At 59.8% G+C, this 26,880-nt stretch carries 26 protein-coding genes; 14 read left to right on the top strand and 12 right to left on the bottom strand.

The genetic code is table 11. The annotated features are described in order from the left end of the window. Positions 1–3: 3 nt before the first annotated feature. The 4 genes from zur (at position 4) to RTI28_RS22720 (ending at position 2,846) form a co-directional block, all read left to right on the top strand. Positions 4–486 carry a zinc uptake transcriptional repressor Zur gene (zur, locus tag RTI28_RS22735; RefSeq protein ID WP_316922534.1) on the top strand — a complete coding sequence of 161 codons (483 nt, stop codon included), beginning with the start codon at positions 4–6 and terminating at the stop codon, positions 484–486. Then, complete coding sequence (znuC, locus tag RTI28_RS22730; protein WP_042127637.1) at positions 486–1,253, top strand: zinc ABC transporter ATP-binding protein ZnuC; 768 nt, start codon at positions 486–488, stop codon at positions 1,251–1,253. The genes zur and znuC overlap by 1 nt, the downstream gene beginning before the upstream one ends. Continuing rightward, complete coding sequence (gene znuB / locus RTI28_RS22725) at positions 1,246–2,028, top strand: zinc ABC transporter permease subunit ZnuB (RefSeq protein ID WP_316922533.1); 783 nt, start codon at positions 1,246–1,248, stop codon at positions 2,026–2,028. Before znuC ends, znuB begins: the two co-directional genes overlap by 8 nt. A 101-nt stretch (positions 2,029–2,129) precedes the next feature. After that, complete coding sequence (locus RTI28_RS22720) at positions 2,130–2,846, top strand: PA5502 family lipoprotein (RefSeq protein WP_316922532.1); 717 nt, start codon at positions 2,130–2,132, stop codon at positions 2,844–2,846. Between the two features lie 118 nt (positions 2,847–2,964). Here RTI28_RS22720 and katE read toward each other — a convergent pair whose 3' ends face one another. Continuing rightward, positions 2,965–5,103, bottom strand: a complete 2,139-nt coding sequence (katE, locus tag RTI28_RS22715) for a catalase HPII (protein WP_316922531.1) — start codon at positions 5,101–5,103, stop codon at positions 2,965–2,967. A 223-nt stretch (positions 5,104–5,326) separates the two neighbouring features. Here katE and RTI28_RS22710 point away from each other — a divergent pair, with 223 nt between their 5' ends. From RTI28_RS22710 to RTI28_RS22700, 3 genes are read left to right on the top strand one after another with little or no spacing between them, the layout of a single operon-like run. Next, the gene (locus RTI28_RS22710) at positions 5,327–6,334 is read left to right on the top strand and encodes a methionine ABC transporter ATP-binding protein (RefSeq protein WP_316922530.1); all 1,008 of its coding nucleotides are present in this window, start codon (positions 5,327–5,329) and stop codon (positions 6,332–6,334) included. Beyond that, positions 6,334–7,005 carry a methionine ABC transporter permease gene (locus tag RTI28_RS22705; RefSeq protein WP_042127630.1) on the top strand — a complete coding sequence of 224 codons (672 nt, stop codon included), beginning with the start codon at positions 6,334–6,336 and terminating at the stop codon, positions 7,003–7,005. Before RTI28_RS22710 ends, RTI28_RS22705 begins: the two co-directional genes overlap by 1 nt. Before the next feature lie 55 nt (positions 7,006–7,060). Continuing rightward, entirely contained in the window at positions 7,061–7,834 is a 774-nt protein-coding gene (locus RTI28_RS22700) for a MetQ/NlpA family ABC transporter substrate-binding protein (RefSeq protein WP_316922529.1), read from the top strand. A gap of 132 nt (positions 7,835–7,966) precedes the next feature. On the opposite strand, the gene RTI28_RS22695 is transcribed toward RTI28_RS22700, so the two are convergent. The 5 genes from RTI28_RS22695 to RTI28_RS22675 are packed head-to-tail and all read right to left on the bottom strand — an operon-like array spanning position 7,967 to position 11,877. Continuing rightward, positions 7,967–8,599 carry an SCO family protein gene (locus RTI28_RS22695; RefSeq protein WP_042127626.1) on the bottom strand — a complete coding sequence of 211 codons (633 nt, stop codon included), beginning with the start codon at positions 8,597–8,599 and terminating at the stop codon, positions 7,967–7,969. Continuing rightward, positions 8,596–9,495: a heme o synthase gene (gene cyoE / locus RTI28_RS22690; RefSeq protein ID WP_316922528.1), complete on the bottom strand. Its 900-nt coding sequence runs from the start codon at positions 9,493–9,495 to the stop codon at positions 8,596–8,598. The genes RTI28_RS22695 and cyoE overlap by 4 nt, the downstream gene beginning before the upstream one ends. Beyond that, positions 9,480–10,562, bottom strand: coding sequence for a COX15/CtaA family protein (locus RTI28_RS22685; protein WP_316922527.1), 1,083 nt, complete (start codon positions 10,560–10,562; stop codon positions 9,480–9,482). Before RTI28_RS22685 ends, cyoE begins: the two co-directional genes overlap by 16 nt. Before the next feature lie 9 nt (positions 10,563–10,571). Continuing rightward, positions 10,572–11,165 (bottom strand): hypothetical protein, encoded by a 594-nt coding sequence (locus RTI28_RS22680; RefSeq protein WP_316922526.1) that lies wholly within the window; start codon positions 11,163–11,165, stop codon positions 10,572–10,574. Next, positions 11,131–11,877 (bottom strand): SURF1 family protein, encoded by a 747-nt coding sequence (locus tag RTI28_RS22675; protein ID WP_316922525.1) that lies wholly within the window; start codon positions 11,875–11,877, stop codon positions 11,131–11,133. The genes RTI28_RS22680 and RTI28_RS22675 overlap by 35 nt, the downstream gene beginning before the upstream one ends. 60 nt (positions 11,878–11,937) lie before the next feature. Here RTI28_RS22675 and RTI28_RS22670 point away from each other — a divergent pair, with 60 nt between their 5' ends. Next, the gene (locus tag RTI28_RS22670; protein ID WP_042127616.1) at positions 11,938–12,141 is read left to right on the top strand and encodes a twin transmembrane helix small protein; all 204 of its coding nucleotides are present in this window, start codon (positions 11,938–11,940) and stop codon (positions 12,139–12,141) included. A gap of 9 nt (positions 12,142–12,150) precedes the next feature. Here the strand turns inward: RTI28_RS22670 and RTI28_RS22665 are convergent, their stop codons facing one another. From RTI28_RS22665 to coxB, 4 genes are read right to left on the bottom strand one after another with little or no spacing between them, the layout of a single operon-like run. Next, positions 12,151–13,038, bottom strand: coding sequence for a cytochrome c oxidase subunit 3 (locus RTI28_RS22665; RefSeq protein WP_316922524.1), 888 nt, complete (start codon positions 13,036–13,038; stop codon positions 12,151–12,153). A 12-nt stretch (positions 13,039–13,050) separates the two neighbouring features. Further along, positions 13,051–13,620, bottom strand: a complete 570-nt coding sequence (locus tag RTI28_RS22660; protein WP_316922523.1) for a cytochrome c oxidase assembly protein — start codon at positions 13,618–13,620, stop codon at positions 13,051–13,053. Between the two features lie 15 nt (positions 13,621–13,635). Then, positions 13,636–15,228 (bottom strand): cytochrome c oxidase subunit I, encoded by a 1,593-nt coding sequence (ctaD, locus tag RTI28_RS22655; RefSeq protein WP_316922522.1) that lies wholly within the window; start codon positions 15,226–15,228, stop codon positions 13,636–13,638. Positions 15,229–15,250: 22 nt separating this feature from the next. Beyond that, on the bottom strand, positions 15,251–16,378 hold the full coding sequence (gene coxB, locus RTI28_RS22650; RefSeq protein WP_316922521.1) for a cytochrome c oxidase subunit II: 1,128 nt from the start codon (positions 16,376–16,378) through the stop codon (positions 15,251–15,253). Between the two features lie 368 nt (positions 16,379–16,746). Between coxB and RTI28_RS22645 the strand changes: the two genes are divergently transcribed. Continuing rightward, positions 16,747–17,400 carry a hypothetical protein gene (locus RTI28_RS22645; protein WP_316922520.1) on the top strand — a complete coding sequence of 218 codons (654 nt, stop codon included), beginning with the start codon at positions 16,747–16,749 and terminating at the stop codon, positions 17,398–17,400. Positions 17,401–17,469: 69 nt separating this feature from the next. Here the strand turns inward: RTI28_RS22645 and RTI28_RS22640 are convergent, their stop codons facing one another. Both RTI28_RS22640 and RTI28_RS22635 read right to left on the bottom strand, forming a co-directional pair. Further along, positions 17,470–19,002 carry a SulP family inorganic anion transporter gene (locus RTI28_RS22640; RefSeq protein WP_316922519.1) on the bottom strand — a complete coding sequence of 511 codons (1,533 nt, stop codon included), beginning with the start codon at positions 19,000–19,002 and terminating at the stop codon, positions 17,470–17,472. Between the two features lie 206 nt (positions 19,003–19,208). Next, positions 19,209–19,931: a carbonic anhydrase gene (locus tag RTI28_RS22635; RefSeq protein ID WP_316922518.1), complete on the bottom strand. Its 723-nt coding sequence runs from the start codon at positions 19,929–19,931 to the stop codon at positions 19,209–19,211. A gap of 741 nt (positions 19,932–20,672) precedes the next feature. On the opposite strand from RTI28_RS22635, the gene speD reads away from it, so the two are divergent. Genes speD through dinB form a run of 5 tightly spaced genes read left to right on the top strand, consistent with a single transcriptional unit; the run spans position 20,673 to position 26,880 of the window. Further along, entirely contained in the window at positions 20,673–21,032 is a 360-nt protein-coding gene (speD, locus tag RTI28_RS22630; protein WP_316922517.1) for an adenosylmethionine decarboxylase, read from the top strand. A 22-nt stretch (positions 21,033–21,054) separates the two neighbouring features. Further along, the gene (locus RTI28_RS22625; protein ID WP_316922516.1) at positions 21,055–22,461 is read left to right on the top strand and encodes a radical SAM protein; all 1,407 of its coding nucleotides are present in this window, start codon (positions 21,055–21,057) and stop codon (positions 22,459–22,461) included. 27 nt (positions 22,462–22,488) lie between these two features. Further along, a complete protein-coding gene (locus RTI28_RS22620) occupies positions 22,489–23,706 on the top strand; it encodes an MFS transporter (protein WP_316922515.1) in 1,218 nt (405 codons plus the stop codon). Next, positions 23,684–25,813, top strand: a complete 2,130-nt coding sequence (locus RTI28_RS22615) for an ornithine decarboxylase (protein ID WP_316922514.1) — start codon at positions 23,684–23,686, stop codon at positions 25,811–25,813. The genes RTI28_RS22620 and RTI28_RS22615 overlap by 23 nt, the downstream gene beginning before the upstream one ends. After that, positions 25,810–26,880: a DNA polymerase IV gene (dinB, locus tag RTI28_RS22610; RefSeq protein ID WP_316922513.1), complete on the top strand. Its 1,071-nt coding sequence runs from the start codon at positions 25,810–25,812 to the stop codon at positions 26,878–26,880. Before RTI28_RS22615 ends, dinB begins: the two co-directional genes overlap by 4 nt.

Raw genomic sequence — 26,880 nt, 5'->3', positions numbered from 1 at the left:
CCCATGCCCAATACTCCCCTGGCCAGCCGCCCACACGATCATTCCCATTGCGTTCACACCGCCCTGGCCGAAGCCGATGCCCTGTGCGCACGCCAGGGGCTGCGCCTGACCGCCCTGCGCCGGCGGGTGCTGGAACTGGTCTGGCAGAGCCACAAGCCGCTGGGTGCCTACGACATCCTCGCCGTGCTGAGCGAACAGGACGGCCGTCGCGCGGCGCCGCCGACCGTCTATCGGGCGCTGGATTTCCTCCTGGAAAACAGCCTGGTGCACCGTATCGCCTCACTCAACGCCTTCATCGGCTGCAACCACCCCGAGCATGCGCACCAGGGCCAGTTCCTGATCTGCCGCAACTGCCACGTGGCGATCGAGCTGGAGCAGGCGACGATCAGCAACGCCATCGTCGCCAGCGCCAATGACGTCGGCTTCAGCGTCGAGGCGCAGACCGTCGAGGTGGTCGGTCTCTGCGGCAACTGCCGGAGCGCCTGATGAGCAACGCCTTGATCCGCCTGCAGCAGGTGGGCGTCGCCATTTCCGGGCAGACCATCCTCGACAGCATCGACCTGACCGTCGAGCCAGGGCAGATCGTCACCCTGATCGGCCCCAACGGCGCCGGCAAGACCACCCTGGTGCGTGCCGTGCTCGGCCTGCTCAAGCCGGGCAGCGGCAGCGTCTGGCGCAAGCCGAAGCTGCGCATCGGCTACATGCCGCAGAAACTCCAGGTGGACGCGACCCTGCCGCTCTCGGTGCTGCGCTTCCTGCGCCTGGTCCCTGGCGTGGACCGTGCCGCGGCGCTGGCCGCGCTGGAGGAAGTCGGCGCCGAACAGGTGATCGACAGCCCGATCCAGACCATCTCCGGCGGTGAAATGCAGCGCGTGCTGCTGGCCCGCGCGCTGCTGCGCGAGCCGGAGCTGCTGGTGCTGGACGAGCCGGTGCAGGGCGTCGATGTCGCCGGCCAGGCCGAGCTGTACAGCCTGATCACGCGCCTGCGCGATCGCCATCGCTGCGGCGTGCTGATGGTGTCCCACGACCTGCACCTGGTGATGAGCACCACCGACCAGGTGGTCTGCCTCAACCGCCATGTCTGCTGTTCCGGGCACCCGGAGCAGGTCAGCGGCGACCCGGCCTTCGTCGAGCTGTTCGGCAACAACGCGCCGAGCCTGGCGATCTACCACCACCATCACGACCACAGCCACGACCTGCACGGCTCGGTGGTCACGCCCCATGTCCACGGAGAAAACTGCAAGCATGGCTGATTTCCTGCTCTACGCCCTGCTCGCAGGCCTGGCCCTGGCCGTGGTCGCCGGTCCGCTCGGCTCCTTCGTGGTCTGGCGGCGCATGGCCTATTTCGGCGACACCCTGTCCCACGCCGCGCTGCTCGGCGTGGCCCTGGGCTTCATGCTCGACATCAGCCCGGCGCTGGCGGTGACCGTCGGCTGCCTGCTGCTGGCGATCCTCCTGGTCACCCTGCAGCAGCGCCAGCCGCTAGCCTCCGACACCCTGCTCGGGATCCTCGCGCCGAGCACCCTGTCCCTCGGCCTGGTGGTGCTGAGCTTCATGCACGACGTGCGCATCGACCTGATGGCCTACCTGTTCGGCGACCTGCTGGCGATCAGCCCGACAGACCTCGGCTGGATCCTCGGCGGCAGCGCCGCGGTACTGCTGCTGATGGTCGGCCTGTGGCGGCCGCTGCTGGCGGTGACCGTGCACGAGGAGCTGGCGCGGGTCGAAGGCCTGCCGGTGGCCGGCCTGCGCCTGGCCCTGATGCTGCTGATCGCAGTGGTGATCGCCGTGGCGATGAAGATCGTCGGCGTGCTGCTGATCACCTCGCTGCTGATCATTCCCGCCGCCGCGGCCCAGCGCCATGCCCGCTCGCCGGAGCAGATGGCCCTCGGCGCCAGCCTGATCGGCGTGGTCGCGGTGTGCGGCGGCCTGGCCCTGTCCTGGTTCAAGGACACCCCCGCCGGCCCCTCGATCGTGGTCTGTGCCGCGGTGCTATTCTTGCTGAGCCTGGCCCTGCCCCGACGCTGAGCGGGGCGTGGATCGCACGAGCGAGCGTGAAGGAATGATGTTTCCGACCTTGGACTGGGTGTAGACTTGCTCGTTTTTCGCGCAAATAGAGAGTCGTAGGAATGAAGCCGTTCGCCTCCCGTTATCTGCTCCTTGCCGCGTTTTCCCTGATTCTGTCCGCCTGCGCCAGCAAGCCGGCGGAAAGCCCCGCCGTGCCCGCCGCGCCAGATGCCTGGCAGCAGTTGCAGCAGAGCATCGCCAGCAACGAGCTGGCCACCGCCGAGGAGCAACTGGCCACACTGCAGGGGCAGGCAGCGGACGACAGCCGCCTGGAGCAATACCAGCGCCAGCTCGCCGAGGCTTACCTGCAACGCAGCCAGATAGTGCTGCAGAAGGGTGACGTCAACGCCGCGGCCACCGCCCTGAGCCGCGCCCGCGCGCTGATGCCCAAGGCCCCGGCGCTGACCGGCGGGGTCAACGGTGCCATCGCCCAGGCGCGCAAGGCCGAGCTGGAGCGCGCCGAAGCGGCGTTGAAGGCCGCCGAGTCCAAGCCCAAGGCCAAGCTCATCGACCCGACCGCGCCCAGCACGGTAATTGCCCTGGAGATTCGCGAGATCGGCAAGCTGCGTCGGCAACTCGATGACATTGCCGCCGATGTGGTGAATTACCAGTGCGAGGTGCTGTTCCAGGTGCCGCGCAAGGCGGACTATCCGTGGCTATCGACCTTGCTGGAGAAGCGGGTGAACAAGCGGGACCCGTCCTTCGAGTTGCAGCAGCGTCATGAAATCCAGCGCAGCCAGCCGGCGCAGGTAGTGCTCACTCCGCATCGCACCGAGTAAGATTTTTGGGGCTGCTTTGCGGCCCTTCGCGAGCAAGCTCGCTCCCACAAGGCCTGCGCACGATCCTGTGGGAGCGAGCTTGCTCGCGAAGGGCTGCAAAGCAGCCCCAGTGGATTTATCAAGCCGGAATGGCCTTCACCGCCGCCTCCCGCGACCATATCCGATGCTTGCCGATGGCCTCGACGAAGGCCTTGTAGGTCTTCGCATCGCTGCCCGCCAGCAACCCCGCATCGGCCTTCAGCCTGAGCTCATCGAACCAGGCCCTGGCCTCCTTGTCGCCGGCAACCGGCTTGAGGTGCTTGTAGGCCTCGAGGACAAAGTGCACCGCCGTGCCATCGGCCTTGAGCACCTCCACCACCCCTTTGCCACCCGCCACCCAGACCGCATCGAATGCCACCGAAGGCAGCCCCTCCATCGAGGCATCCACCGCCAGCGTCTTGCCATCCGCCGTCTTCACCGGCGCGGAAGTCGGGCCAAGCACCTTGATCTGCAGACTTTCCGCCTCCAGCGCCTTGGTCAGCTTGTCGGCCAGCGCGCCATCGACACCATCCGCCACCAGCAGTGCCACCTTGCGGCCCTTCACGCCTTCGCCCGGGTGATTCAACTGGCTCAGCGCCGGCGAAGCCTTCAGCGACAGCTTCGGTACCTTCACGGTCCCGCCCTTCGGCGCCGGCAGGCCCAGGTTGGCCGCGACCTTGGCCGCCAGCTCGAGGTCGATGTTGGCGAGAATCTCGTTCACCTCGCGGACACGGATCTCCTCGCGCTCGACCTTGCCCAGCTCGAAGCTGTAGGCATTGACGACATGCTGCTGCTCGTTGGCACTCAGGCTGTGGAAGAACAGCCGCGCCTGGGAAAAGTGATCGCCGAACGACTCGCTGCGCTGGCGGATCTTTCGTGCATCGATGCGCTCCTGGTACGACTCGAAACCACCGTCACGCGGCCCCGGCGGGGTTTCCTTCGGCCAGCCGCCATCGATGGAGTTGGGCTCGTAGGCGGCACGCCCCTTGTCGAGGGTCACCCGGTGCATGGCATCGCGCTGACCGTTGTGGTTCGGCGCCAGCGGCCGGTTGATCGGGATCTCGTGGAAGTTCGGCCCACCCAGGCGGCTGATCTGTGTGTCGGTATAGGAAAACAGCCGGCCCTGCAGCAGCGGGTCGTTGCTGAAGTCGATGCCCGGCACGATATGCCCCGGACAGAACGCCACCTGCTCGACCTCGGCAAAGAAATTGTCCGGGTTGCGGTTGAGCACCATCCTGCCCAGCGGGGTGACGGGCACCAGCTCCTCGGGAATCAGCTTGGTCGGGTCGAGCAGGTCGAAGTCGAACTTGTGCTCGTCGGCCTCCGGGACGATCTGCACGCCCAGCTCCCACTCCGGATAGTTGCCGGTCTCGATCGCTTCCCAGAGGTCGCGACGGTGGTAGTCGGTGTCCTTGCCGGCGAGCTTCTGCGCCTCGTCCCAGAGCAGCGAGAGCACGCCCTGTTTCGGCTTCCAGTGGAACTTGACGAGGCTGGCCACGCCCTCGCCGTTGATCAGGCGGAAGGTGTGCACGCCGAAGCCTTCCATGGTCCGCAGGCTTTTCGGGATGGCCCGGTCGGACATCGCCCAGATGACCATGTGCGCCGACTCCGGCACCAGCGAGACGAAATCCCAGAAGGTGTCGTGGGCGCTGCCACCGGTGGGGATCTCGTTGTGCGGCTCGGGTTTCACCGCGTGGACGAAATCGGGGAACTTGATCGCGTCCTGGATGAAGAACACCGGCATGTTGTTGCCCACCAGGTCGAAGTTGCCTTCGTCGGTAAAGAACTTCACCGCGAAGCCGCGCACGTCGCGTACCGTGTCGCCGGAGCCGCGCGGGCCCTGTACGGTGGAGAAACGCACGAACACCGGGGTGATCTTCTCCGGGTCCTGGAGGAAGCCGGCCCTGGTCAGTTCGGCGTGATTGCCGTAGGACTGGAAGTAGCCATGGGCACCGGTGCCACGGGCATGGACGATGCGCTCCGGAATGCGCTCATGGTCAAAATGCGTGATCTTCTCGCGCATGATGAAGTCTTCCAGCAGCGACGGGCCGCGGGCACCGGCTTTCAGGCTGTTCTGGTTGTCGGCGATCTTCACGCCCTGGTTGCTGCGCAGGGCCTGGCCGGTGGCGTCGCTGCGCACGTTCTCCAGGCTCTGCAGCTTGGCGTTGGTATTGGCCCGGTCGGGCGTCCGGGTTCCGGCGAGCTGGCTTTCCTTGGGCGCCTGTTTCTTGCTGGGCATGGCGTAGGTCCTCATCCGTTCATCGCGGTTCGCCCGTTGCGGGCTGTTTTGCTAGTGACTGAAGGGGACTGGCCGGCGTTCCATCGGATTGACCACTGATCGTGTTATGCCGGCGGCATTGGGCGATTACGAAATAAATGCTAAGAACCTCTAAGCGAACAGGCTAAAATGCGCGACCGGCTAACCGCTGATCCCATTCAATGCGCCCCACAAGGTTCGCTACGTGATCGAGTTCCAACAAGTCCACAAGACCTACCGCGTCGGCGGTAGGGACATTCCCGCGCTGCACCCCACCAGCCTGAGCATCGACAACGGCCAGGTGTTCGGCCTGATCGGCCACTCCGGTGCCGGCAAAAGCACCCTGCTACGCCTGATCAACCGCCTAGAAGCCCCCAGCGGCGGCAAGATCATCGTCGACGGCGAAGACGTCACCGCGTTCGACGCCAGCCACCTGCGCCGTTTCCGCCAGCAGGTCGGGATGATCTTCCAGCACTTCAACCTCCTCGCCTCGAAGACCGTCGCCGATAACGTCGGCCTGCCGCTGACCCTGGCCGGCGAGCTGTCGCGCAAGGAAATCGACGCGCGTGTTGCCGAGCTGCTGCAACGGGTCGGCCTGGCCGAGCATGCGAAGAAATACCCGGCGCAACTGTCCGGCGGGCAGAAGCAGCGCGTCGGCATCGCCCGCGCCCTGTCGACCCGGCCGAAGATCCTGCTGTGCGACGAGGCCACCAGCGCCCTCGATCCACAGACCACCGCCGCGGTCCTGCAACTGCTGGCGGAAATCAACCGCGAACTGAAGCTGACCATCGTCCTCATCACCCATGAAATGGACGTGATCCGTCGCGTCTGCGACCAGGTCGCGGTGATGGATGCCGGGCGCATCGTCGAGCAGGGCCCGGTGGCCGAGGTGTTCCTGCATCCGAAGCACCCGACCACCCGGCGCTTCGTCCAGGAAGACGAGCAGATCGACGAAGCCGAACAGCGCGACGACTTCGCCCATGTCCCGGGCCGCATCGTCCGCCTGACCTTCCAGGGCGACGCCACCTACGCGCCGCTGCTGGGTACCGTCGCCCGTGAGACGGGTGTGGACTACAGCATCCTCGCCGGACGCATCGACCGCATCAAGGACACCCCCTACGGGCAGCTGACCCTGGCCGTCACCGGCGGCGACATGGACGCCGCCTTCGCCCGCTTCAGCGCGGCCGACGTTCATATGGAGGTACTGCGCTGATGGACGCCCTGAGTTTCTTCGCCAACGTCGACTGGTCCGAGATCTGGCTGGCCACCGGCGACACCTTCATCATGCTGTTCGGCTCGCTGTTCTTCACCGTGCTGCTGGGCCTGCCGCTGGGCGTGCTGCTGTTCATGTTCGGCCCGCGGCAGATGTTCGAGCAGAAGGGCATCTACGCCCTGCTGTCGCTGGTGGTGAACATCCTGCGCTCGCTGCCGTTCATCATCCTGCTGATCGTGATGATCCCGATCACCGTGCTGATCACCGGCACCTCGCTGGGTGTCCAGGGCGCCATCCCGCCGCTGGTGGTGGGGGCCACGCCCTTCTTCGCGCGCCTGGTGGAAACCGCGCTGCGCGAAGTGGACCGCGGCATCATCGAGGCGACCCAGTCGATGGGCGCCAGCACCCGGCAGATCATCATGAACGCGCTGTTGCCGGAGGCCCGGCCGGGCATCTTCGCCGCCATCACCGTCACCGCCATCACCTTGGTGTCCTACACCGCCATGGCCGGTGTGGTGGGCGCGGGCGGCCTCGGTGACCTGGCGATCCGCTTCGGTTACCAGCGTTTCCAGACCGACGTGATGATCGTCACCGTGGTCCTGCTGCTGATCCTGGTTCAAGTTCTGCAGAGCGTCGGCGACAAACTGGTTGTGCATTTTTCTCGTAAATAAGGGTCGGCGTGACCGACACACCGGGGGTCGCAGGGCCCCCTCAAGGAGTGATGGAATGAAAAAACTGCTTGCTGCTGTCGCCGCCTTCGCGGCCATTTCCGCCAACGCTGCGGAAACCCTGAGCGTCGCCGCCACCGCGGTGCCGCACGCCGAGATCCTCGAGTTCATCAAGCCGACCCTGGCCAAGGAAGGCGTGGACCTCAAGGTCAAGGTCTTCACCGACTACATCCAGCCCAACGTGCAGGTCGCGGAAAAGCGCCTGGACGCCAACTTCTTCCAGCACCAGCCGTACCTGGATGAATTCAACAAGGGCAAGGGCACCAACCTGGTCAGCGTGGCCGGCGTGCACCTGGAGCCGCTGGGCGCCTACTCGAGCAAGTTCAAGAAGCTGGACGAGATCCCGTCCGGTGCCAACGTGGTGATCCCGAACGACGCCACCAACGGCGGTCGTGCCCTGCTGCTGCTGCAGAAGGCCGGTCTGATCAAGCTGAAGGACGCCGCGAACATCCTGTCGACGCCGAAGGACATCGCCGAGAACCCGAAAGGCCTGAAGATCCGCGAACTGGAAGCCGCCACCCTGCCGCGCGTGCTGACCCAGGTCGACCTGGCGCTGATCAACACCAACTACGCGCTGGAAGCCAAGCTGAACCCGGAGAAGGACGCGCTGGTCATCGAAGGCAGCGACTCGCCTTACGTGAACATCCTGGTGGCCCGTCCTGACAACAAGGACTCCCAGGCCCTGCAGAAGCTGGTCAGTGCCCTGCACTCGCCAGAGGTGAAGCAGTTCATCGTCGAGAAGTACAAGGGCGCGGTGATTCCGGCGTTCTGATGCATTCGCGGCCGCCACGCTATCCCGTAGGAGCGTGGCTTGCCCGCGAAAGGACCGCATAGCGGTCCTGGAATTCGAGATTGGGGACCGCCATGCGGTCCTTTCGCGGGCAAGCCGCGCTCCTACGGTGTCTCAATCCCGCTTCACCAACCCCGGCAATTGCGCCACCAGCTTCTGGTTGTTGAACGGCGCCCGAATGAACCCCCGCTGCGCTCCATCCGGCCCGATGATCGCCAGGTTGCCGCTGTGATCCACGGTATACCCCGGCTTGCTGGTATCGGCCGGAATGAACGGAATGCTCAGGGCATTGGCCAGTTTCTGCGTGGCGTCCAGCGAGCCGGTCAGGCCGCGGAAATCCTTGTCGAAATAGCCCAGGTACTGCTTGAGCTGCGCCGGCGTGTCGCGGTTCGGGTCGACACTGACCAGCACCACCTGCATGCGCTCCAGCGCCTCCTTCGGCAATTCACTCTTCACCTGGCGCAACTGCGCCAGGGTGGTCGGGCAGATGTCCGGGCAGAAGGTGTAGCCGAAGAACACCAGCGACCACTTGCCCTTCAGCTGGTCGACCCGCACCGGCTGGCCGTCCGCGTCGCTCATTTCCAGCTCGGGTACCGCGCGGCTCTGCGGCAGGAGGATGATGCCGGCATCGATCAGCTCGGCCGGATTGCCCTGGCTGCGGCCATTGAGCACCTTGTTGATGGTAAGCCCGAGAATCAATGCGACCAGGGCGACGAGGATGAAGACGGTTTTCTGGGTTCGAGTCATAGATTCAACAACAGGTAGTGGTCTACGAGCAGCGCGATGAAGAGCAGGAACAGGTACCAGACAGAGTACTTGAAGGTCTTGATCGCCGCGTGCGGCCGAACGCCACGGTACAACACCCAGGCCCACTGCAGGAAGCGCAGCCCCAGGAGCACGGCGCAGGCGAGATAGAGCGGCCCACTCATATGGATAGCGAACGGCAGCAGGCTCACCGCAAGCAATGCACAGGTGTAGAGCAGGATGTGCACCTTGGTGTAGTGCTCGCCATGGGTCACCGGCAGCATGGGGATGTCGGCCTTGGCGTATTCGGCCTTGCGATGGATGGCCAGGGCCCAGAAATGCGGCGGGGTCCAGGCGAAGATGATCAGCACCAGCAGCAGCGGTTCGGCGCTCAGGTGGCCGCTGACCGCCACCCAGCCGAGCAGCGGCGGCGCCGCCCCGGCCAGGCCGCCGATCACGATGTTCTGCGGCGTGGCGCGCTTGAGAAAGCCGGTGTAGATCACCGCGTAGCCCAGCAGCGAGGCCAGGGTCAGCCAGGCGGTGAGGGGATTGGTGAAGGCCAGCAGCAGGGCCATTCCGAGCAGCGCCAGCAGCAAGGCGAACAGCAGCGCCGGCAGCGGCGCGACCCTGCCCTCGGCCAGCGGACGCTTGTGGGTGCGCGCCATCAGCGCGTCGATGCGCCGGTCCACCACATGATTGACCGCCGCCGCCGCGCCGGCGCAGCAGCCGATGCCGAGGTTGCCGAACAGCAGCACGGTCCACGGCACACCCGCGCGGGTGGCGAGGAACATGCCGACCAGCGAGGTGATCAGCATCAGCACCACCACCTTGGGCTTGGTCAGTTCCAGGTAATCGCGCCAGCCGGCGCGGGCCTGGCTTTCGCTCAGAAGCGCTGCCATGGATTGTCTCCCAGATAGTGAACGTCACCCGCCAGGCGCAGCGGCGTGAGGCGCCAGCCAGGGCTGACCCGCCGTGCCCGCGGCTGCATGGCCAGGCGCGTGCGGTAGTTGACCAGGACCATGCTCAGCAGCAGCCCGGCGCCACCGGCGTTGTGCGCCACCGCCACCGCCAGCGGCAGGTGGAACAGCACGTTGCTGACGCCCAGGGCGACCTGCAGCAGCAGCGCCGCGACCACCAGCCTGGCCAGGCGGCGCAGGCCGAAGCGGTGCAGCTGCCAGGCCAGGGTCAGCAGCACGCAGGTCACGATCAGCGCACCGAGCCGGTGGGTGATATGGATCGCGGTACGGGCCTCGCTGTCGAGCTGGCCGCCGAGGTAGTTGGGGCCGATATGCTGGGTCAGGTGGAAGCCGTTGGCGAAGTCCGCCTGCGGCCACCACTCGCCATGGCAGGTCGGCAGGTCGATGCAGGCCACCGCCGCGTAGTTGGCGCTGACCCAGCCGCCCAGGGCGATCTGGCCGATTACCAGCAGCAACCCCAGCGCCGCCAGGCGGCGCAACCGCCGCGGCAGCCCGGGCAATGGCATATAGGCACGGGACAGCCGCAGGCTAAGGAGAAACAACAGGCTCAAGGTCGCGAAGCCGCCCAGCAAATGCGCAGTGACCACCTGCGGCCACAGTTGCAGGGTCACCGTCCACATGCCGAACGCCGCCTGCACGAACACTACCCCGAGCACCAGCAGCGGCAGGCGATAGGGCTGGCCGTCACGCCCGTGGCGGCGCAGCGCCTGTACCGCCAGCATAGCGATGACCAGGGCCAGGGTGCCGGCAAAGTAGCGGTGGACCATCTCGTTGCGGCCCTTGTGCGCCTCCACCGGCGAATCGGGGTAATGCAGCTCGGCATGGGCCAGCTGCGCCTCGGTCTTCGGCACGCTGATGAAACCGTAGCAACCCGGCCAGTCCGGACAACCGAGACCGGCGTGGGTCAGGCGGGTGTAGGCACCGAGCAGCACCACCAGCAGCGCCAGCCCGGTGGCGAACACGGCGAGGCGATATCCAGGTCGGGTCATGGCGCGCTCCTAACCGATATTGGACAGTTTGAGCAGGTGGCGCAGGTCGTTGAGCACATCCTTGCCCTTGACCCGCGCGTCGTAGCGCAGCACCAGGTTGCCGTGGGGATCGACGATCCACAGCTGCGCCTCGTCGCGCTTGGGCGCCAGCGCGCCATAGCGCAGGGCGTCCAGCGGATAGCGCTGCAGCTGCGGGTATTCGCTCTGCAGCCTGGCCAGGTAGTCGCCGCTCACCGGCTCGACGCTGGCCAGGGCATGCGCGGCGCGGCTGGCGTCACGACCCAGGCCGATATTGATCTGCCGCGCCAGGTAGACCAGCTGCTGGCAATCCACCGCGCAGTCCTTCGGCGCGCTGACCAGCAGTTGCCAGCGCGCGTCCTCGGCCTGCACACCGAGGTCGGCGAGGGTCTGGCCGTTGCCGATCATCTCGCCGTGATAGCTGCGACCGTCCGGCACCCAGAACTGCAGTTTGTACATGCCGGTGGCGAGCATCATCGGCCCGATCACCACCAGCAGGATCAGGATCAGTTGCAGGCGCCCCCTGGCCCGGCCACGCGGGGCCTTGCCGTCAGACATGTCGAGTGGTCCCGTGGCGACTCCCATGCGATTTCTCCTTTTTATCGTGTCGATGCCATCCGAAGTACAGGTAGAGCGCGATCAGGGCCGTCGCCAGGGCGAACCACTGCACGGCGTAGCCCAGGTGTTTTTCCGGGCCGAGGGCGACCGGCGGCCAGTCCACCCGGTAGCTGGCCGGACCCGCCTCCAGGCGCAGTTCGTGGGCGTAGCCGTCGCGGGCCAGTTGTTCCCAGAGGTGCGTCGGCTCGGCGCTGTTGAGCAGGCGCGGAAACTCGCCGGCGGGTGCATCGGCGCGCAGCAGGAAGCTGGCGCCGGGGGCGATGTAGATCCAGGCGGTCAAATCGAGCGTGGCGTGCGGGGTGGCGAAACTCACCGCCACGCGGCGGTCCGGCCATGGCAGCCAGCCGCGGTTGACCAGCCACCAGCGTCCGCTGGGTTCGTCGAGGAAGGGTTGCAGCAGTTCGACACCGGCCTGGCCGTCGCGCATGCGACTGTCCAGCAGCAGGCTGTGGTCGCCGTCGAAATGGCCGTGCAGGTGCACGCGGCGATACGCCGGGTCGGCCACATCCGGCAATTGCCCGGCCGGCACCGGCGCTTCTATTTCGCGCTCGGCATAGACCTCCAGCAGCGCGCGCTTCTGCTCGGCGCGGCCAAGCTGCCAGAGACCCAGGCCGACCAGCAGCGGCAGCAACGCCAGCACCACCAGGGTCGGCACCAGGCCGGGACGAAAGGGTCTCATCGGGCCCCCGCAAGGGCTGTCGCTATACTGAAAGGCATCACTTCCCCCGGAGTATTCGCCATGCTCAAAGCCGCGATCGTTGTGATGTTGCTGGCTACCATCGCCAGTCTGTTCAGCGGCCTGGTGTTTCTGGTCAAGGACGACGGGCAGTCCACTCGCCTGTTGAAAGCCCTGACCCTTCGCGTCTGCCTGGCCGCCGTGACCCTCGGCCTGATCACCTGGGGTTTCGTCAGCGGCCAGCTGGTGTCGCACGCGCCCTGGTAAAGCCTCCCGTCACAGCACGTAGACGAAGATGAACAGTCCCACCCAGACCACATCGACGAAGTGCCAGTACCAGCTGGCCGCCTCGAAACCGAAGTGCTTGTCCGCGTTGAAGTGACCGCGCAGGATCCGCATCAACATCACGAACAGAATCAGGGTGCCCATGGTCACGTGGGCACCGTGGAAGCCCGTGAGCATGAAGAAGGTCGCGCCGTAGATCCCCGAGCCAAGGGTCAGGCCCAGCTGGGTGTAGGCCTCGTGGTACTCGTAGGCCTGCAGGATGAGGAACGCCACGCCGAGGGCGATGGTCAGGGCCAGCCAGAATTTCAGCGGACCGCGATGATCCTTGCGCAGGGCATGGTGGGCAAAGGTGATGGTCACGCTGGAGCTGACCAGCAGGATGGTGTTGATCAGCGGCAGGTGCCAGGGATCGATGACCTCCTTCGGCGGCGGGAACAGTTTCGGGTCCGGGGTGTGCAACAGCGGCCAGGTGAACTGGAAGTTCGGCCAGAGCATGTGCGTCACGCCTTTCGCCCCTTCGCCGCCGAGCCAGGGTCCGGCCAGGTGACGCACGTAGAACAGCGTGCCGAAGAAGGCGATGAAGAACATCACCTCGGAGAAGATGAACCACGACATGCCCCAGCGGAACGAGCGGTCCATCTGCGGGCTGTACAGGCCGGCGTGGCTTTCCTTGATCACCGCGCCGAACCAGCCGAACAGCATGTAGGCCAGGCACAGGGCGCCGACGAAGAAGATCAGCGGGCCATGGGAGTCCGGGCGCCCGGCCTTCATGTCGTTGAACCAGGTGCCGAGACCGAACACCGTGATGAACATGCCGATGGTGGCGATGATCGGCCACTTGCTTTGCGCCGGTACGTAGTAGTGCTCGTGAGAGGCCATGGATTGTTCTCCTTATCGGGCGCTCTGCGGGTTCGTGCTGGCCACGTGGGCGACCGGCGGTTGGCGAGCGGTGATATCGAACAGCGTGTAGGCAAGCGTCAGGTGTTTCACATCCCTGGGCAGGTCGCGGTCGACGATGAAGCGCACCGGCATCTCGATGCGCTCACCCGGCTGCAGCACCTGCTGGCTGAAGCAGAAGCATTCGGTCTTGTGGAAATACGCCGCCGCCTCGGCCGGGGAAATGCTCGGGATGGCCTGGGCGGTCATGGGTTTGTCGGTCGGGTTGTGGGCGACGAAGATCATCTGGTTCACCGCCCCCGGGTTGACGTCGATCTGGTCGGCACTGGAGTAGAAATCCCAGGCCATGTCGATGGCGTTGGTGGAGAGGAACTGCACCTTCACCGAACGCTCCGGGTCGACCATCTGCGTGCCCTGGTACTGGCCGCCGGTCTTGCCGTTGATGCCAAAGGCGCGGCACATCACGTCGTAGATCGGCACCAGGGCGAAGCCGAAGGCGAACATCAGCACCGCCAGCAACAGCAGGCGGCTGACCAGGCGCTTGATCGAGATGCCCTCGCTCATGACCGCGGCCCTCCTTTATTTCACGTCCGGTGGCGTCTGGAAGGTGTGGTACGGCGCCGGCGACGGAACCGTCCACTCCAGGCCATCGGCACCATCCCACGGCTTGGCCGGGGCCGGCACGCCACCCCGGATGCACTTGATGACGATGAACAGGAACAGCAACTGCGTGGTGCCGAACATGAAGGCGCCGATCGAGCTGATCATGTTGAAGTCGGCGAACTGCAGGTTGTAGTCGGGAATGCGCCGCGGCATGCCGGCCAGGCCGACGAAGTGCATGGGGAAGAACGCCAGGTTCATGCCGACGAAGGACAGCCAGAAGTGCAGCTTGCCCAGGGTTTCGTCGTACATGTATCCGGTCCACTTCGGCAGCCAGTAGTAGGCCGAGGCGAAGATGCCGAAGATCGCCCCGGGCACCAGCACGTAGTGGAAGTGCGCGACCACGAAGTAGGTGTCGTGGTACTGGAAGTCCGCCGGGGCGATGGCGAGCATCAGCCCGGAGAAGCCGCCGATGGTGAACAGGATGACGAAGGCGATGGCGAACAGCATCGGCGTTTCGAAGGTCAGCGAGCCTTCCCACATGGTGCTCACCCAGTTGAACACCTTCACCCCGGTGGGCACGGCGATCAGCATGGTGGCGTACATGAAGAACAGCTCGCCCACCACCGGGATGCCGACCACGAACATGTGGTGGGCCCAGACGATGAACGAAAGGAAGGCGATCGCCCCGGTGGCGTAGACCATCGAGGTGTAGCCGAACAGCGGCTTGCGCGAGAACGCCGGGATGATCGAACTGACCGCGCCGAAGGCGGGCAGGATCATGATGTACACCTCGGGATGGCCGAAGAACCAGAACACGTGCTGGAACAGCACCGGGTCGCCGCCGCCGGCGGCACTGAAGAAGCTGGTGCCGAAGTGGATGTCCATCAGCATCATGGTCACCACCCCGGCCAGCACCGGCATCACCGCGATCAGCAGGAACGCGGTGATCAGCCAGGTCCAGACGAACAGCGGCATCTTCATCAGGGTCATGCCGGGGGCGCGCAGGTTGAGGATGGTGGCGATGACGTTGATCGCGCCCATGATCGAGCTGATGCCCATCAGGTGGATGGCGAAGATGAAGAAGGTCACGCTTTCCGGCGCATAGGTGGTGGACAGCGGCGCATAGAAGGTCCAGCCGAAGTTCGGTCCGCCGCCGGGCATGAACAGGGTCGAGACCAGCAGCAGGAACGCCGCCGGCAGCAGCCAGAAGCTGAAGTTGTTCATCCGTGGCAGGGCCATGTCCGGCGCGCCGATCATCAGCGGGATCATCCAGTTGGCCAGGCCGACGAAGGCCGGCATGACCGCGCCGAAGACCATCACCAGGCCGTGCATGGTGGTCATCTGGTTGAAGAACTCCGGCTGGACGATCTGCAGGCCGGGCTGGAACAGCTCGGCACGGATCACCATGGCGAAGGAACCACCCAGCAGAAACGCGCAGAAGGCGAACCACAGGTACATCGAGCCGATGTCCTTGTGGTTGGTGGTCAGCACCCAGCGCATCAGGCCCTTGGCCGGGCCGTGGGCGTGGTCATGCCCGGCATGACCGTGGTCGTCGATCACTGTGCTCATGTCCTGTCTCCTGAAAAGCGGCTCATTTGCTTTCCGCCTGCTTGATCGCCAGCACGTCTTTCGGCGTGACCATGTCGCCCTTGTTGTTGCCCCAGGCGTTGCGTTCGTAGGTGACGACCGCAGCGATATCGACTTCCGAGAGTTGCTTGCCGAACGCCGCCATGGCGGTGCCGGGCTTGCCGTGGAAGACGATGCTCAAGTGATCCTCTTTCGGCCCGGTGGCGATCTTCGAGCCCTTCAGCGCCGGGAACATCGGCGGCAGGCCCTGGCCTTCGGCCTGGTGACAGGCGACGCAGGTGGTGTGGTAGACCTTGTCGCCGCGCTCGACCAGCTCCTGCAGGGTCCATTCCTTGCTGGTCAGCTCCTTGAGCTTGGCCGCCTCGGCCTTGCGTTCGCCGAGCCAGGTCTCGTAGTCGGCCTTCGACTTGACCTCGACCACCACCGGCATGAAGCCGTGGTCCTTGCCGCACAGCTCGGTGCACTGGCCGCGGTAGATGCCGGGTTTCTCGATGCGGGTCCAGGCTTCGTTGACGAAGCCGGGGATGGCGTCGCGCTTGACCGCGAAGGCCGGCACCCACCAGGAATGGATGACGTCGGCGGCGGTGACCAGGAAGCGCACCTTGGCGCCCACCGGCAACACCAGCGGCTGGTCGACTTCAAGCAGGTAGTGTTCGTCCTTGGGCGCCTTGCCGTGGATCTGCTCGGCCGGCGTCGCCAGGTTGCTGAAGAACTCGACGTCCTGGCCCAGGTACTTGTAGTGCCATTTCCACTGGTAGCCGGTGACCTGGATATCCACGTCCGATTCGCTGGCATCGTAGATCTCGATCAGCGTCTTGGTCGCTGGAATGGCCATGGCCACCAGGATCAGGAAAGGCACCACGGTCCACATGATTTCCACCCAGGTGTGCTCGTGGAAATGCGCCGGCTGCTGGCCGGTGGAACGGCGGTGGACGATCATCGACCAGAACATCGCCCCGAACACCACGAGGCCGATCACCACGCAGATCCAGAAGATGGTCATGTGCAGATCGAACACGGCGTTGCTGACGACGGTCGCCCCCGGCGCCATGTTCACCGTCCAGGCGGCATGCGCCGGGGTGAATAGCGACCACAACAGGAGGCCCATCCAGACGTGTGGATGTCGCATCATTGCGGGTTCCCCTTATCGTTCTTGTTATCCCGGAGGCGGGACCTGCGGAAGGGGGCACGACGTCAAGACTGCGGACTTCGACGGCGGCCCCCCGCTGCACTTCAGGCGGGCCTCATCAGCCAAAACTCACTCACAGCGGAGTATAGACAGGGGTCTCGACCACGCAATGCGCTCTCTGCAAACGTCTTTCGGGCCTTAATCGATCCGCCCGAAATGCTGTAAGACATTGACTTATAATGGTGATGGCAATTCGATATAACCCTGTTATGCAAAGGGCCATATCGGTTATGAGAAATGAGTATTAGCGCACAGAAAAACTTGGCTAACTTAGTGTCTTCCGTTTGTCATCGCTTGTCCCTGGAGTTGTCATGAACATTGCCGCATTGCGCGAGCAGATCACCCGAGCCCAACAACACGAATCCGAAACCGGCCAACTGCAACAACAGCTCATCCACCAGTTGCCTCATCTTCATCCGTTGATCCAGTTACCCGAGCAGGACGCTCAGGGTGCGTTGAACCGTTTCGTCAACGCCTACATCGACCAGGTACCGGAAATGCTGGAAGCCGCGAACGCCGTTGCCCGCGAAGCGGGTATCGAGTCGCAGATCAAGCCGGTCCTGAAAATCGCCGAAGAGTATTTCATTACCCCACCGCAGATCATGCACGGCCATGTCGGCCTCGATTGCCTGCTCGACGAAGCCTACCTGGCCCACCGCCTGGTAGAAGAAGTCAACGACCTGTACATCAAGCACTTCCAGCAGCCGCTGATTCCGCTGGATACCACGGTAGCCAACCTGATTGCCCACCAGCTGATCGGCGAGGACTTCGCCAACCAGCTGGATGAAGTGGTGCATCACTCGCTGGACAACATGCTCGACGACGCAAGCTTCGCCCTGGAGTCGGTGGAAGCCTACCGCGAGAAGCTGAGCAGCCCGACGACGGGGGCGGCGTGGAAGCGCTGGCCGTGCCTGTCGCGACAACTGGGCGTCGGCCTGGAACTGGGGCAGGAACAGACTGCCTGATCATCCTTCGGCTGCTTCGCCGCCTTTCGCGCCGCTGCGTCGCGAAGGGCCGCAGAGCAGCCCCAACCGCTAAGCGCCCAATCCCCCGGTAGTACGCAACCGCCCCTCGACCCGCCGCTTCAGGCGCCGCGACTCGATCATCAGCCGCGAGCCGCTGCCCGCATTGGCCCGTCCCCAATCCTCCAGCAACTCAAGGCAGGCATGGTCGATGTAGCTCAGGTTGGCCAGCGGCACGTGCAAGGTGGTTCCTGGCGGCACGCCATCCAGCGCCTGGGTCAGTGCCGGCACCTTGAGGAAGGTCGCCGCCCCGCTCAGGCGCAGCTCCATGTGCCCCGGTTTTTCCAGGCTGGCGACACTGATCTTCAACCGCGCCGCCTTCAGCGCCAGCTTCACCAGGGTCAGGGCGAAGCCCAGCAGCACACCGGTGAGCAGATCACTGAAGACGATCGCCAGCGCCGTCGCCGCGTAGGTGAACATCGGCATCCGTCCATAGCGCCCCAGGCCGCGGAAGGCCTTCAGGTCCACCAGTTTCACCCCGGTGAACACCAGCACGCCGGCCAGGCTCGCCACCGGGATCTGCTGCAGCACGCTGCCCAGCAGCACGACGAAAGCCAGCAACCAGAGACCATGGAACACCGCCGACAAGCGCGTCCTGGCCCCGGCCTGCACGTTGGCCGAACTGCGCACGATCACCCCGGTCATCGGCAGCGCACCGAGGACGCCGCAGATCATGTTGCCTACCCCCTGGGCCGACAGTTCGCGGTCGAAATCGGAACGCTGGCCGCTGTGCATGCGGTCCACCGCCGCCGCCGAGAGCAGGGTTTCGGCACTGGCGATGAAGGCCAGGGCGAAGGCCGCGACCAGCAGCGCCGGATCGGCCAGGGCCAGCAGGTCCGCCGGCTGCAGCCAGTCGATGGCCTCGCTCAGGTTGTCCGGCACCACCACGCGCTGCACCGGCAGGGCCAGCGCGATGCTCAGCAGGGTCATCAGGCTCACCCCGAGCAAGGCACCCGGGACGAAGCGCAGGGCGTGGGGCTTGCAGCGCTCCCAGCCCCACATCACGGCGATGGTGCCCAACCCGAGCGCCCCGGCCTGCCAGCCGTTGCCGGGGTTTTCCACAGGCAGCGCCTCAGCCAGCACCGCGGGAAAGCCCAGCAGGTTTTCCAGGCCCGAGGGCAGGGGCGAGTGGTCGAACATCACATGGATCTGCGACAGCACGATCAGTACGCCGATCCCGGCGAGCATGCCATAGACCACCGCCGGCGCCGTGACCCGGAACCAGCAGCCGAGGCGAAAGCGCCCGGCTAGCAGTTGCAGCAACCCCGCCAGCAGCAGGATCGGCCCGAGCATGGCCATCCCGTGCTGGCGCACCAGCTCGAAGACCAGTACCGCCAGCCCCGCCGCCGGCCCGCTGACCTGCAACGGCGAACCGGCCAGCCAGCCCACCAGCAGACCGCCGACGATCCCGGTGACCAGGCCCTTGGCCGGAGGCATGCCCGAAGCGATGGCGATGCCCATGCACAGCGGCAGCGCCACCAGGAATACCACCACCGAAGCCAACAGATCCCGCGGCAAGGCCGCTTTGAAGTGCGTCATGTTCATCCTGTTCTCCTGTTCTTCCCGGCCCGTTCCTCTGGCCGCATGTGCCCAGGCGTCGGCCTCCCGCCCGGATCCCGGGCAGGCGCAGGCCGCCAACGTCGTGGCAAGCTGTCAACACGTTTTCGAAGGCAGCCGACACCCGTCCACAGGACCGCGGGCAGCGGTCCGTGGAGGGTCAGTCAGCGATGTTCAGGTGTCGCGATAAAGGCTTAGAAACGGCCTTTGGGGGTAGCGCTTGGAATCGGCTGGCCGCGGGTCAGCGGCAGGAAGGCGTCGCTTTCGGCGTCGTAGGCGGAGATCTCGCTGGTCTCGATGTTGTAGATCCAGCCGTGGATATACAACTGACCGGCCGCCAGGCGCGAGGCCACCGAGGGGTGGGTGCGCAGGTGGTGCAACTGGGCGATGACGTTTTCCCGGGTCAGGACCTGCATGCTCTCGTGCTCGGTGCCGCAATGGCAGTTGTCCTCGACCACGGTCCGGGCCACTTCGGCATGACGCAGCCAGGCCTTGACCGTCGGCATCTTCTCCAGCGTGTGCGGGTTGAGTACCGCGCGCATCGCACCGCAATCGGAGTGACCGCAAATGATGATGTGGTGCACGCCCAGCGCCATCACCGCGTACTCGATCGCCGTCGACACGCCGCCGTTCATCTGCCCGTAGGGCGGGACCACGTTGCCCACGTTACGGGTGACGAACAGATCGCCGGGCGAGCTCTGGGTAATCAGTTCGGGAACGATCCGCGAGTCGGCGCAGGTAATGAACATGGCCCGTGGCTTCTGGGCGTTGGCCAGTTTCTTGAACAGCTCTTCCTGTTGCGGGAAGACCTCGTGATGGAAATGCAGAAAGCCATCGACGATATGTTTCAGGGCGCCATCGGCAGTCTCGGCTTCGGGAGCAGCCGGGCCGGTCGGAGAGGGTTCCTTGTTAGACATGATTGATCCTCTGTGACGGGTTCGAAGGTAAGTCCATTTTACCGGGTTGGATTCAGACAGGCTTACGTCACTTGGATGACAGCTTTACGCGAGAAATCACAAGAAGCCGTGACTGAATTCCTACGCTACGGGTGAAAACTTAACTGAAACTGAATTTGAAGGCTCTAGGACGGGGGTTCCAGCCAGATAGACACCATCAGATCGCCACTAGCGGAAGCCTCCTTGATCTCCGAATTGATCTTTCTTCCCCCTGCGCCTCGTAGTAATGACTGGGGGCTTCAGCGGTAAAACCCTTCGCGTTTCCGACGGAAGTGCACTGCAGATCAGAAAATAATTGAGTAGGAAAATTCCTAAACCCGTTAAGACAGTGCGGTTATAGCCGAACAGGGTCACCTGCCGAAAGGCTCTAGGTAGAGCGAAATGAATGCGGCAGGCCAAACAAAATGTTTGCAGAAACATATCAGAAATAAAATGACATATGCCGTAACACGGGAAAGTTTCGCGATAAAACTGCACTCAGCTAACTTCAATTGCGTCGTCCATTGACGTCGACGCAACCAAAACCAAAAAATCTAAAAGGATATAGTATGAAGTCTGCTATCGAACTATTCGAAACCAAAGTAACCGGCGTCACCACCAAAGGCTTTTGTATGTGGTGATTGAGTAAGGGAGAGGGGGGGAGGTTCCTCCCTCTCTTGCTCACCAGTGGTCAAATTAATTTATTCAAGGAGATGACGGGACATGGAAGATGTGGGCTACCACACTTTATGGGACATAACCGAAGCAGATGCGAGAATATTAAAGGACGCCTCAGCGCTACATGACTTTTTTCTGTACGCCTTAAAGAACTCGAGATTCACTGTCCTTAACCACCTAACTCACAAATTCAGTGATGGCGGTGAAGGCGTAACCGGGCTGTATCTTTTGTCAGAGTCACACCTTTCGTATCACACTTACCCCGAGAATAGATACATAAGCATAGATGTTTATACTTGTGGCAGCAATAACAGCTCAATCAACGAGCCAATTTTAAAGTTTTTCGGCGGCAGTGCGAAAATTTCCAAGAGCACGATCCTTAGAGGAAGTCGCGTGAGCGCGTGACTGCACCAATCGGAGACCCAGTATGAAATTGATCAATAACGGCCTTATAAAATTCGACTACCAATTCCCCTTATACAATTTCTTTTTTCCAGCACAATCGTCAAACATATTCGCTCCAGACAGAAAACGTCTTTCGTCTCTGCTTGCTCGTGCAAGTGAAAAAGCCAATTCGAGAGCACTTTACTTCCACATTCCGTTCTGCGAAGAAATATGTTCCTTCTGCCCGTTCACTAGAGGCCTATATAAGTCTGATGAGGAAATTGATCGCTATACGCAAGCAATAATAAATGAAATCGAATACAAATCTAAGATAATCGACTATCGTTCGGTTCCTATCCGAGCTATATTTTTTGGCGGAGGAACTCCATCACTGCTATCTCCCAAAAATATAACAGACATAAGTGAGGCGTTGCACCGTCATTTCGACATGTCAGGTGTAGAAGAGTTTTCATTCGAGTTCAATATTACTAGCGTTACGCCGGAACGAGTGGCTGCTTTAGTAGAAGCGGGGATGACACATGCTCGATTCGGATTACAAACGGTGGATGCAACTTGGCGAAAGTTGTTCAACCTGAATGCAGACATTCGAAAAATCGACACCGCTGCACACTTACTAACTTCTCAAGTGAAGCACGTACTCTGCGATATTATCTACGGAATGAATGGAAGCACCGAGGATCAAACACTGCTAGATATCGATAAAGCAGTCAGCCTAGGCGTCTCGAATATTGATATCTACCCAATCAACAATGCTGCAACCTCAGTAAAGCTTCATAAGAAGATCAAAGAAACATTCAAAGATGTCATGCCAGCTATCAGAAAGCAAAATATGAAGCTGATGATAGACGAACACCTACGACAAAAAGGATTTATGCCATATAACGGACACGGTTATGTCAGCCATTCCAACCCAAACAACGAACTGATTACGAGAGACTACTCTTTCGTCTATCACGAGCATGTATACGGTTATGACGACCATGATGTACTGGGGTTTGGAACCGGCGCAATTTCCTCTATGGCAGAAAACGTGATAACAAACTCCACGTCACGAGCGCAGTATATGAAAAGTATGCTGCAGGACGAATACGTATGCCACGTCAGCAGTCATCCCCCGCTTCTTGATACCGTGAAGCCTTGGATTCTCAGGTTGCCTTATCATGGACATCTCGAAAAATCGAAAGTCGACAGGTCCAAACTTCCAGATGGCTTATCAAAAAAAATCAATGCACTTATTGATGCGAAGTTAATTCAAGAAACAGCCAATACACTGACCGTCACCCGACAAGGGTGGCTATGGTACAGCAATATGATGTTCTACCTGATGCCGGAGGGAGAGCAAGAGATATTGAAAAAAATTGTACATGAAAAGCTTAATGTCCCTGGCAGAGACATATTACAAAACGAGATTATCTATCCCTCCGCATGAACCACAAACGTTAAGTAGGGTAATCAAATGCGCGCGCTTGCGATAAACCATGACACGCGAAGACTTTCAACTGCCTATCTATTCTCAAAAATTGGCGAGTTCGCATTTGAAGCAGCGTTTGCTGTCTCTGTAGTTCAGCTTACCAACGCCAATCTTCTACTAATCGGCGTAATATACTTTCTTCGTTATATCCCTACTCTAATATTTTCCCCTCTAGGAGGCTGGCTTGCCGACAACTACTCCAAGAGGAAAATTCTGATTTCAGCTGAGCTTATCAAAGCAATCGCGGCAATTATTTTATTTTTTACATCAGAGGCGTTTGACTCACCAATAATAGTGATAATTTTTGCATCAATGATAATGACCACTGGCGATTGTCTATATAGCCCTACATTTAGATCTTACTTCCCTCATGTTGTCGAAAAAAATCAACTATCGTCACTCAATAGCGGATTGCAAGCCATTGAAGACTGTTCATCTATTATTGGCCCGTTGATATTTTCCCTGATAACCATTGCATTTTTCCCTGCATTAACTTTTTTATTTTTCCTGGCCTGCCTCATTGCATCAGCGGCCTGGCTCCTAGCATTGCGTGAGTTCCCGACAAGTAATACGACCGCACTTCAGCCTTACTCAATTATCAAAGAGGCAATGCAGAGCATTGGTCGAATCAGACAGAGCAATCCTTCGTTATTCACCGTAATTTGTTGCACCACGCTGTGCGCTATATTCGCAACGTCAATACTTCGATTCATACTTCCCGCTGCTGTACTCGAAGAATTCCATATAGAGGCGGCTGTAGGTTACGTGAATTCTCTTCTCGCTACCGGCACAGTTCTGGGAAGTATTCTTTACGAGAAATTTAATCTTCGCACATCATCACGTTCAGTAGTTCGATACTGGTGGATTTATGGATGTTTACTTTTCATTTCAGCATTAGCTTTGAACCTGAGCACATCCGCCTTCATAGCAAGCCTATTTTTCGTAGGATTTGTTGGAGCGTTCGTTGACATCTCGATAATCACAAACATTCAACTTCTATCTTTACAAAGCGAAACTGGAAGAAACTTTTCTCTTTACTACTTCACTGCAGTGCTTGGCGATGCACTATCAGGTCTAGTCGCTAGTATCGTATTCCTGATCGCAGGTCCTGCCACACTGATAGGCATGACGTTCCTTTTATCGGTCGCACCTCTAGCTTGGGGTGTAAAGAGTGATGAGGATGAAAAGCATGATTGTATATAGTGAAAATATTGAACTACCTCAACCCTTGACTTCCTGCATAAAGCTGCATCAGTGCGACAATTTGCACAAGGCGTCTGCATTGGTTGTTACTCCAGAAGACGCTGAAAACAAACGAGTGTGCGACTATATTTCTCGCTTCACGATACCACTATTCATCGTGTTCGAAAAACCAGGACCACAAATACTGAAGGCACTTGCAAACACCCCCTATGTGAGTCTCTTTAAGCCTCTTACCCCCATTGATATTTCACAAATAGAAAGCTCCGCACGAAATTATGATTTTGCTTTGCTTCCAACATTTACACGAACCGTAGCGAGATTTTCCAGCCAGCTCCGCCCTACTTTTGCTTGCCCTGGGCATCAAGGAGGTGGATGTCTTGATCTAAGCCCAGAAGGTTACCGCTTCAAGAATTTGCTTGGTGAACAGATTTTCAAGCTTGATGTACCCCACGCCGCCCCAGAGCTCGGCGACATTCTCAGTCATGAAGGCCCTGTACATAACGCTGAAAACCTTGCTGCGGAAGTTTTTGGCTCTGACGAGACCTATTTCGTTCTTAATGGCACGTCCACAGCCAATAAGATAGTGACGAGCGCCTTGGTAGCGGCCGGTGACTTGGTACTTATGGATAGGAATAATCATAAATCTATATTTTTAGGGGCTCTCGTCCTGAGCGGAGGAGTACCTATTTATCTAGACAACCATCGGGACGAGTTCGGTGTTCTTGGAGGTTACGCATTAGGAGCGCTGGACGAAGTCTCACTTCGAACCAGGGCCGCCAAGGTAGACCACATTAAGGCACAGAGGCCGCGTCCTTTTCGTCTTGCCATCGTACAACATGCAACCTGCGATGGAGCAGTTCTGGATGCAAGAGAACTAGTACGAAGAGTTGGGCATCTTTGTGAATATATCCTTTTTGACTCTGCGTGGTTAGGATATGAGCAATTCATCACGAGCTTAAAAGACAAATCCCCATTAACTCTACCACTATCAGAAAAATCTCCAGGTATCATCGTCACTCAATCAGTACACAAGCAGATGTCTGGACTATCACAAACGTCTCAAATCCATAAAAAAGATCATCATGTTAGGGGACAGGCGCGATTCTGTTCAAAGGAGGCATTCAACAGCGCGTTTATGCTTCACTCGTCCACAAGCCCCTCATACCCATTATTTATGTCGCTTGAGGTCAATGCCGCTATCCATGCCAATGGGCAGGGCGAAGCCATGTGGAAATCTGCTGTCTCGTCATCTTCATTTCTCAACTCTTTAGTCGCTAGTCAATGCTCTATCATAAAACCGTATAGCGGAGGCAGTCCTTTGACCGCCCATCACAAAAATCATGATGATTACGAGCATAGCAAAAAACACATTCCATTCGTAAATGGGTCAGGCAAAAACAATCTGAAAGTTATAGAAGACAATTTGCACTATCGAGACCCCTGCAAACTTTTATTCACAACCAAGCCCACCATTCACGATGCTGAAGGGCACAACATTTCTATCCCGGGGCCGATAGTCACTCAATACCTCAGAGAGTGTAACTTCACACCAGAAAAATCGGATTTCTATAATTTCACCATCCTCATCTCACCTTCGACCAATCGTTATCAACTCTCTGACATGGCCACGAAACTAAAGCGCCTTGAGCAATTGATCGAAAACAACGCCTGCGCGTCCGAGGCTCTGCCATTTCTTTGCACTCGTACTGATCGCTACAACGGTATTTCATTGCGCGAGCTATGCTTATCAATAAATAACCTATATGAACTGCATGACGTTGAGCGTTTGCAGCATAAAATATTCACTAGTCACAGAGTCTCTGCTGGGTCGATATCAAATTACGAAGCAAACCAAGATCTTATACGTGGTAACTATGAGTCTGTCTCGCTAGAGCAGGCTATAGATAGGACTGCGGTAGAGGGCCTAATTCCATACCCGCCTGGAATAATGTGCGTAGCGCCTGGTGAAAAATTCACTCAAGACGTGATCCGTTATCTTCTCGCGGTGGAGGACTTGACTGTAAAGTACCCTGAGTTTTCTCCCCATATTCAAGGTGTACATACAGACGACAACTCATCTTCAATGGTCATTTTGGTAGCCACGTGACAAAAAACCATATCCGAAAATTCATTCATATAGACATGGATTCTTTTTTTGTTTCAGTTGAACTTCTAAGCTCACCTAACTTAATGGGTCTACCAGTCGCAGTGGGGGGGACGGCAGCAGAGCGTGGAGTTATCAGTACAGCAAATTATATCGCTCGTAAGTTCGGAGTCAAAAGTGGGATGGCCACAGCTACAGCTCACCGACTGTGCCCGAAACTCGTACTGCTGCCTGCTCGATTCGAAGTATATGAGCGAATTAGCCAGCAGATGGGAGAAATATTTAAACGTTATACCGACAAGATAGAGTTCATTTCTCTAGATGAAGCATCACTTGAGGTTACTGATCAAAGCCACTGTAATGGATCAGCAACTTATATGGCCGAGGAAATTCGCCAGACTATCGAACAGGAGCTTTATCTTACGGCCTCCGCTGGTGTGGCCCCCTTGAGATATTTAGCGAAAATCGCATCAGAAATAAACAAGCCGAACGGTATCTTCGTGATTACACCAGCTCAGACACAAAATTTTATACAAAATTTAAATATTCGAAAAATCCCCGGTGTCGGACCAAAAACGTATTCAATACTGGAAAACCTCGGTTGTCGCCACTGTAGAGATCTGACAGAAGAAAAAATCCCCGCACTCATACAGTACTTGGGAGTGCATGGATTTTATGTCTGGGAGCGCTGTCAGGGCATCGAGCAGTCTGATGAGACCCCAAACGATATAAGGTCAATCGGTGTGGAAAAAACGCTACCATCTGACTGCTTTGATCTCTCACAGTGCCATGATGAACTACTTCGTCTTGCAGTGATTCTCCGACAAAGAATCACTGAAGCGAGCGAGGAGTTTCTAATTATCAGAAACAATGTAAAACTCAAATTTTCTGATTTTTCAGTATCTACTACCGAGGCATGTGCACACTCATTGAATGAGGAAACATTCAAGACGCTTTTCCAAAAACTTTGGGATACCAAACGTGGAGGTAGAGCGGTACGACTGATTGGCTTGTCTGTAAAAGTCAAAAAGAGAATTCAAGATACGCCTCAATTGGAATTGCCTTGGTAG

This window comes from Pseudomonas sp. zfem002 (assembly GCF_032621685.1).
Taxonomy (GTDB): Bacteria; Pseudomonadota; Gammaproteobacteria; order Pseudomonadales; family Pseudomonadaceae; genus Aquipseudomonas; species Aquipseudomonas japonica.
The sequence above is the reverse complement of the archived record's forward strand: the minus strand, read 5'-3'. Positions and strand labels throughout refer to the sequence as shown.

Bases quoted from the DNA above. Each gene is read 5' to 3' on its own strand.
- speD (WP_316922517.1), top strand. From the start codon at position 20,673: ATGGAAGATGTGGGCTACCACACTTTATGGGACATAACCGAAGCAGAT.
- katE (WP_316922531.1), bottom strand. From the start codon at position 5,103: ATGCCCAGCAAGAAACAGGCGCCCAAGGAAAGCCAGCTCGCCGGAACC.
- RTI28_RS22705 (WP_042127630.1), top strand. From the start codon at position 6,334: ATGGACGCCCTGAGTTTCTTCGCCAACGTCGACTGGTCCGAGATCTGG.
- RTI28_RS22635 (WP_316922518.1), bottom strand. From the start codon at position 19,931: ATGTCTAACAAGGAACCCTCTCCGACCGGCCCGGCTGCTCCCGAAGCC.
- RTI28_RS22700 (WP_316922529.1), top strand. From the start codon at position 7,061: ATGAAAAAACTGCTTGCTGCTGTCGCCGCCTTCGCGGCCATTTCCGCC.
- RTI28_RS22620 (WP_316922515.1), top strand. From the start codon at position 22,489: ATGCGCGCGCTTGCGATAAACCATGACACGCGAAGACTTTCAACTGCC.
- znuC (WP_042127637.1), top strand. From the start codon at position 486: ATGAGCAACGCCTTGATCCGCCTGCAGCAGGTGGGCGTCGCCATTTCC.
- RTI28_RS22680 (WP_316922526.1), bottom strand. From the start codon at position 11,165: ATGGGAGTCGCCACGGGACCACTCGACATGTCTGACGGCAAGGCCCCG.
- RTI28_RS22660 (WP_316922523.1), bottom strand. From the start codon at position 13,620: ATGAGCGAGGGCATCTCGATCAAGCGCCTGGTCAGCCGCCTGCTGTTG.
- RTI28_RS22695 (WP_042127626.1), bottom strand. From the start codon at position 8,599: ATGACTCGAACCCAGAAAACCGTCTTCATCCTCGTCGCCCTGGTCGCA.
- RTI28_RS22685 (WP_316922527.1), bottom strand. From the start codon at position 10,562: ATGACCCGACCTGGATATCGCCTCGCCGTGTTCGCCACCGGGCTGGCG.
- RTI28_RS22645 (WP_316922520.1), top strand. From the start codon at position 16,747: ATGAACATTGCCGCATTGCGCGAGCAGATCACCCGAGCCCAACAACAC.
- znuB (WP_316922533.1), top strand. From the start codon at position 1,246: ATGGCTGATTTCCTGCTCTACGCCCTGCTCGCAGGCCTGGCCCTGGCC.
- cyoE (WP_316922528.1), bottom strand. From the start codon at position 9,495: ATGGCAGCGCTTCTGAGCGAAAGCCAGGCCCGCGCCGGCTGGCGCGAT.
- RTI28_RS22625 (WP_316922516.1), top strand. From the start codon at position 21,055: ATGAAATTGATCAATAACGGCCTTATAAAATTCGACTACCAATTCCCC.
- RTI28_RS22675 (WP_316922525.1), bottom strand. From the start codon at position 11,877: ATGAGACCCTTTCGTCCCGGCCTGGTGCCGACCCTGGTGGTGCTGGCG.
- zur (WP_316922534.1), top strand. From the start codon at position 4: ATGCCCAATACTCCCCTGGCCAGCCGCCCACACGATCATTCCCATTGC.
- RTI28_RS22670 (WP_042127616.1), top strand. From the start codon at position 11,938: ATGCTCAAAGCCGCGATCGTTGTGATGTTGCTGGCTACCATCGCCAGT.
- RTI28_RS22640 (WP_316922519.1), bottom strand. From the start codon at position 19,002: ATGAACATGACGCACTTCAAAGCGGCCTTGCCGCGGGATCTGTTGGCT.
- ctaD (WP_316922522.1), bottom strand. From the start codon at position 15,228: ATGAGCACAGTGATCGACGACCACGGTCATGCCGGGCATGACCACGCC.
- RTI28_RS22720 (WP_316922532.1), top strand. From the start codon at position 2,130: ATGAAGCCGTTCGCCTCCCGTTATCTGCTCCTTGCCGCGTTTTCCCTG.
- RTI28_RS22615 (WP_316922514.1), top strand. From the start codon at position 23,684: ATGAAAAGCATGATTGTATATAGTGAAAATATTGAACTACCTCAACCC.
- coxB (WP_316922521.1), bottom strand. From the start codon at position 16,378: ATGATGCGACATCCACACGTCTGGATGGGCCTCCTGTTGTGGTCGCTA.
- RTI28_RS22665 (WP_316922524.1), bottom strand. From the start codon at position 13,038: ATGGCCTCTCACGAGCACTACTACGTACCGGCGCAAAGCAAGTGGCCG.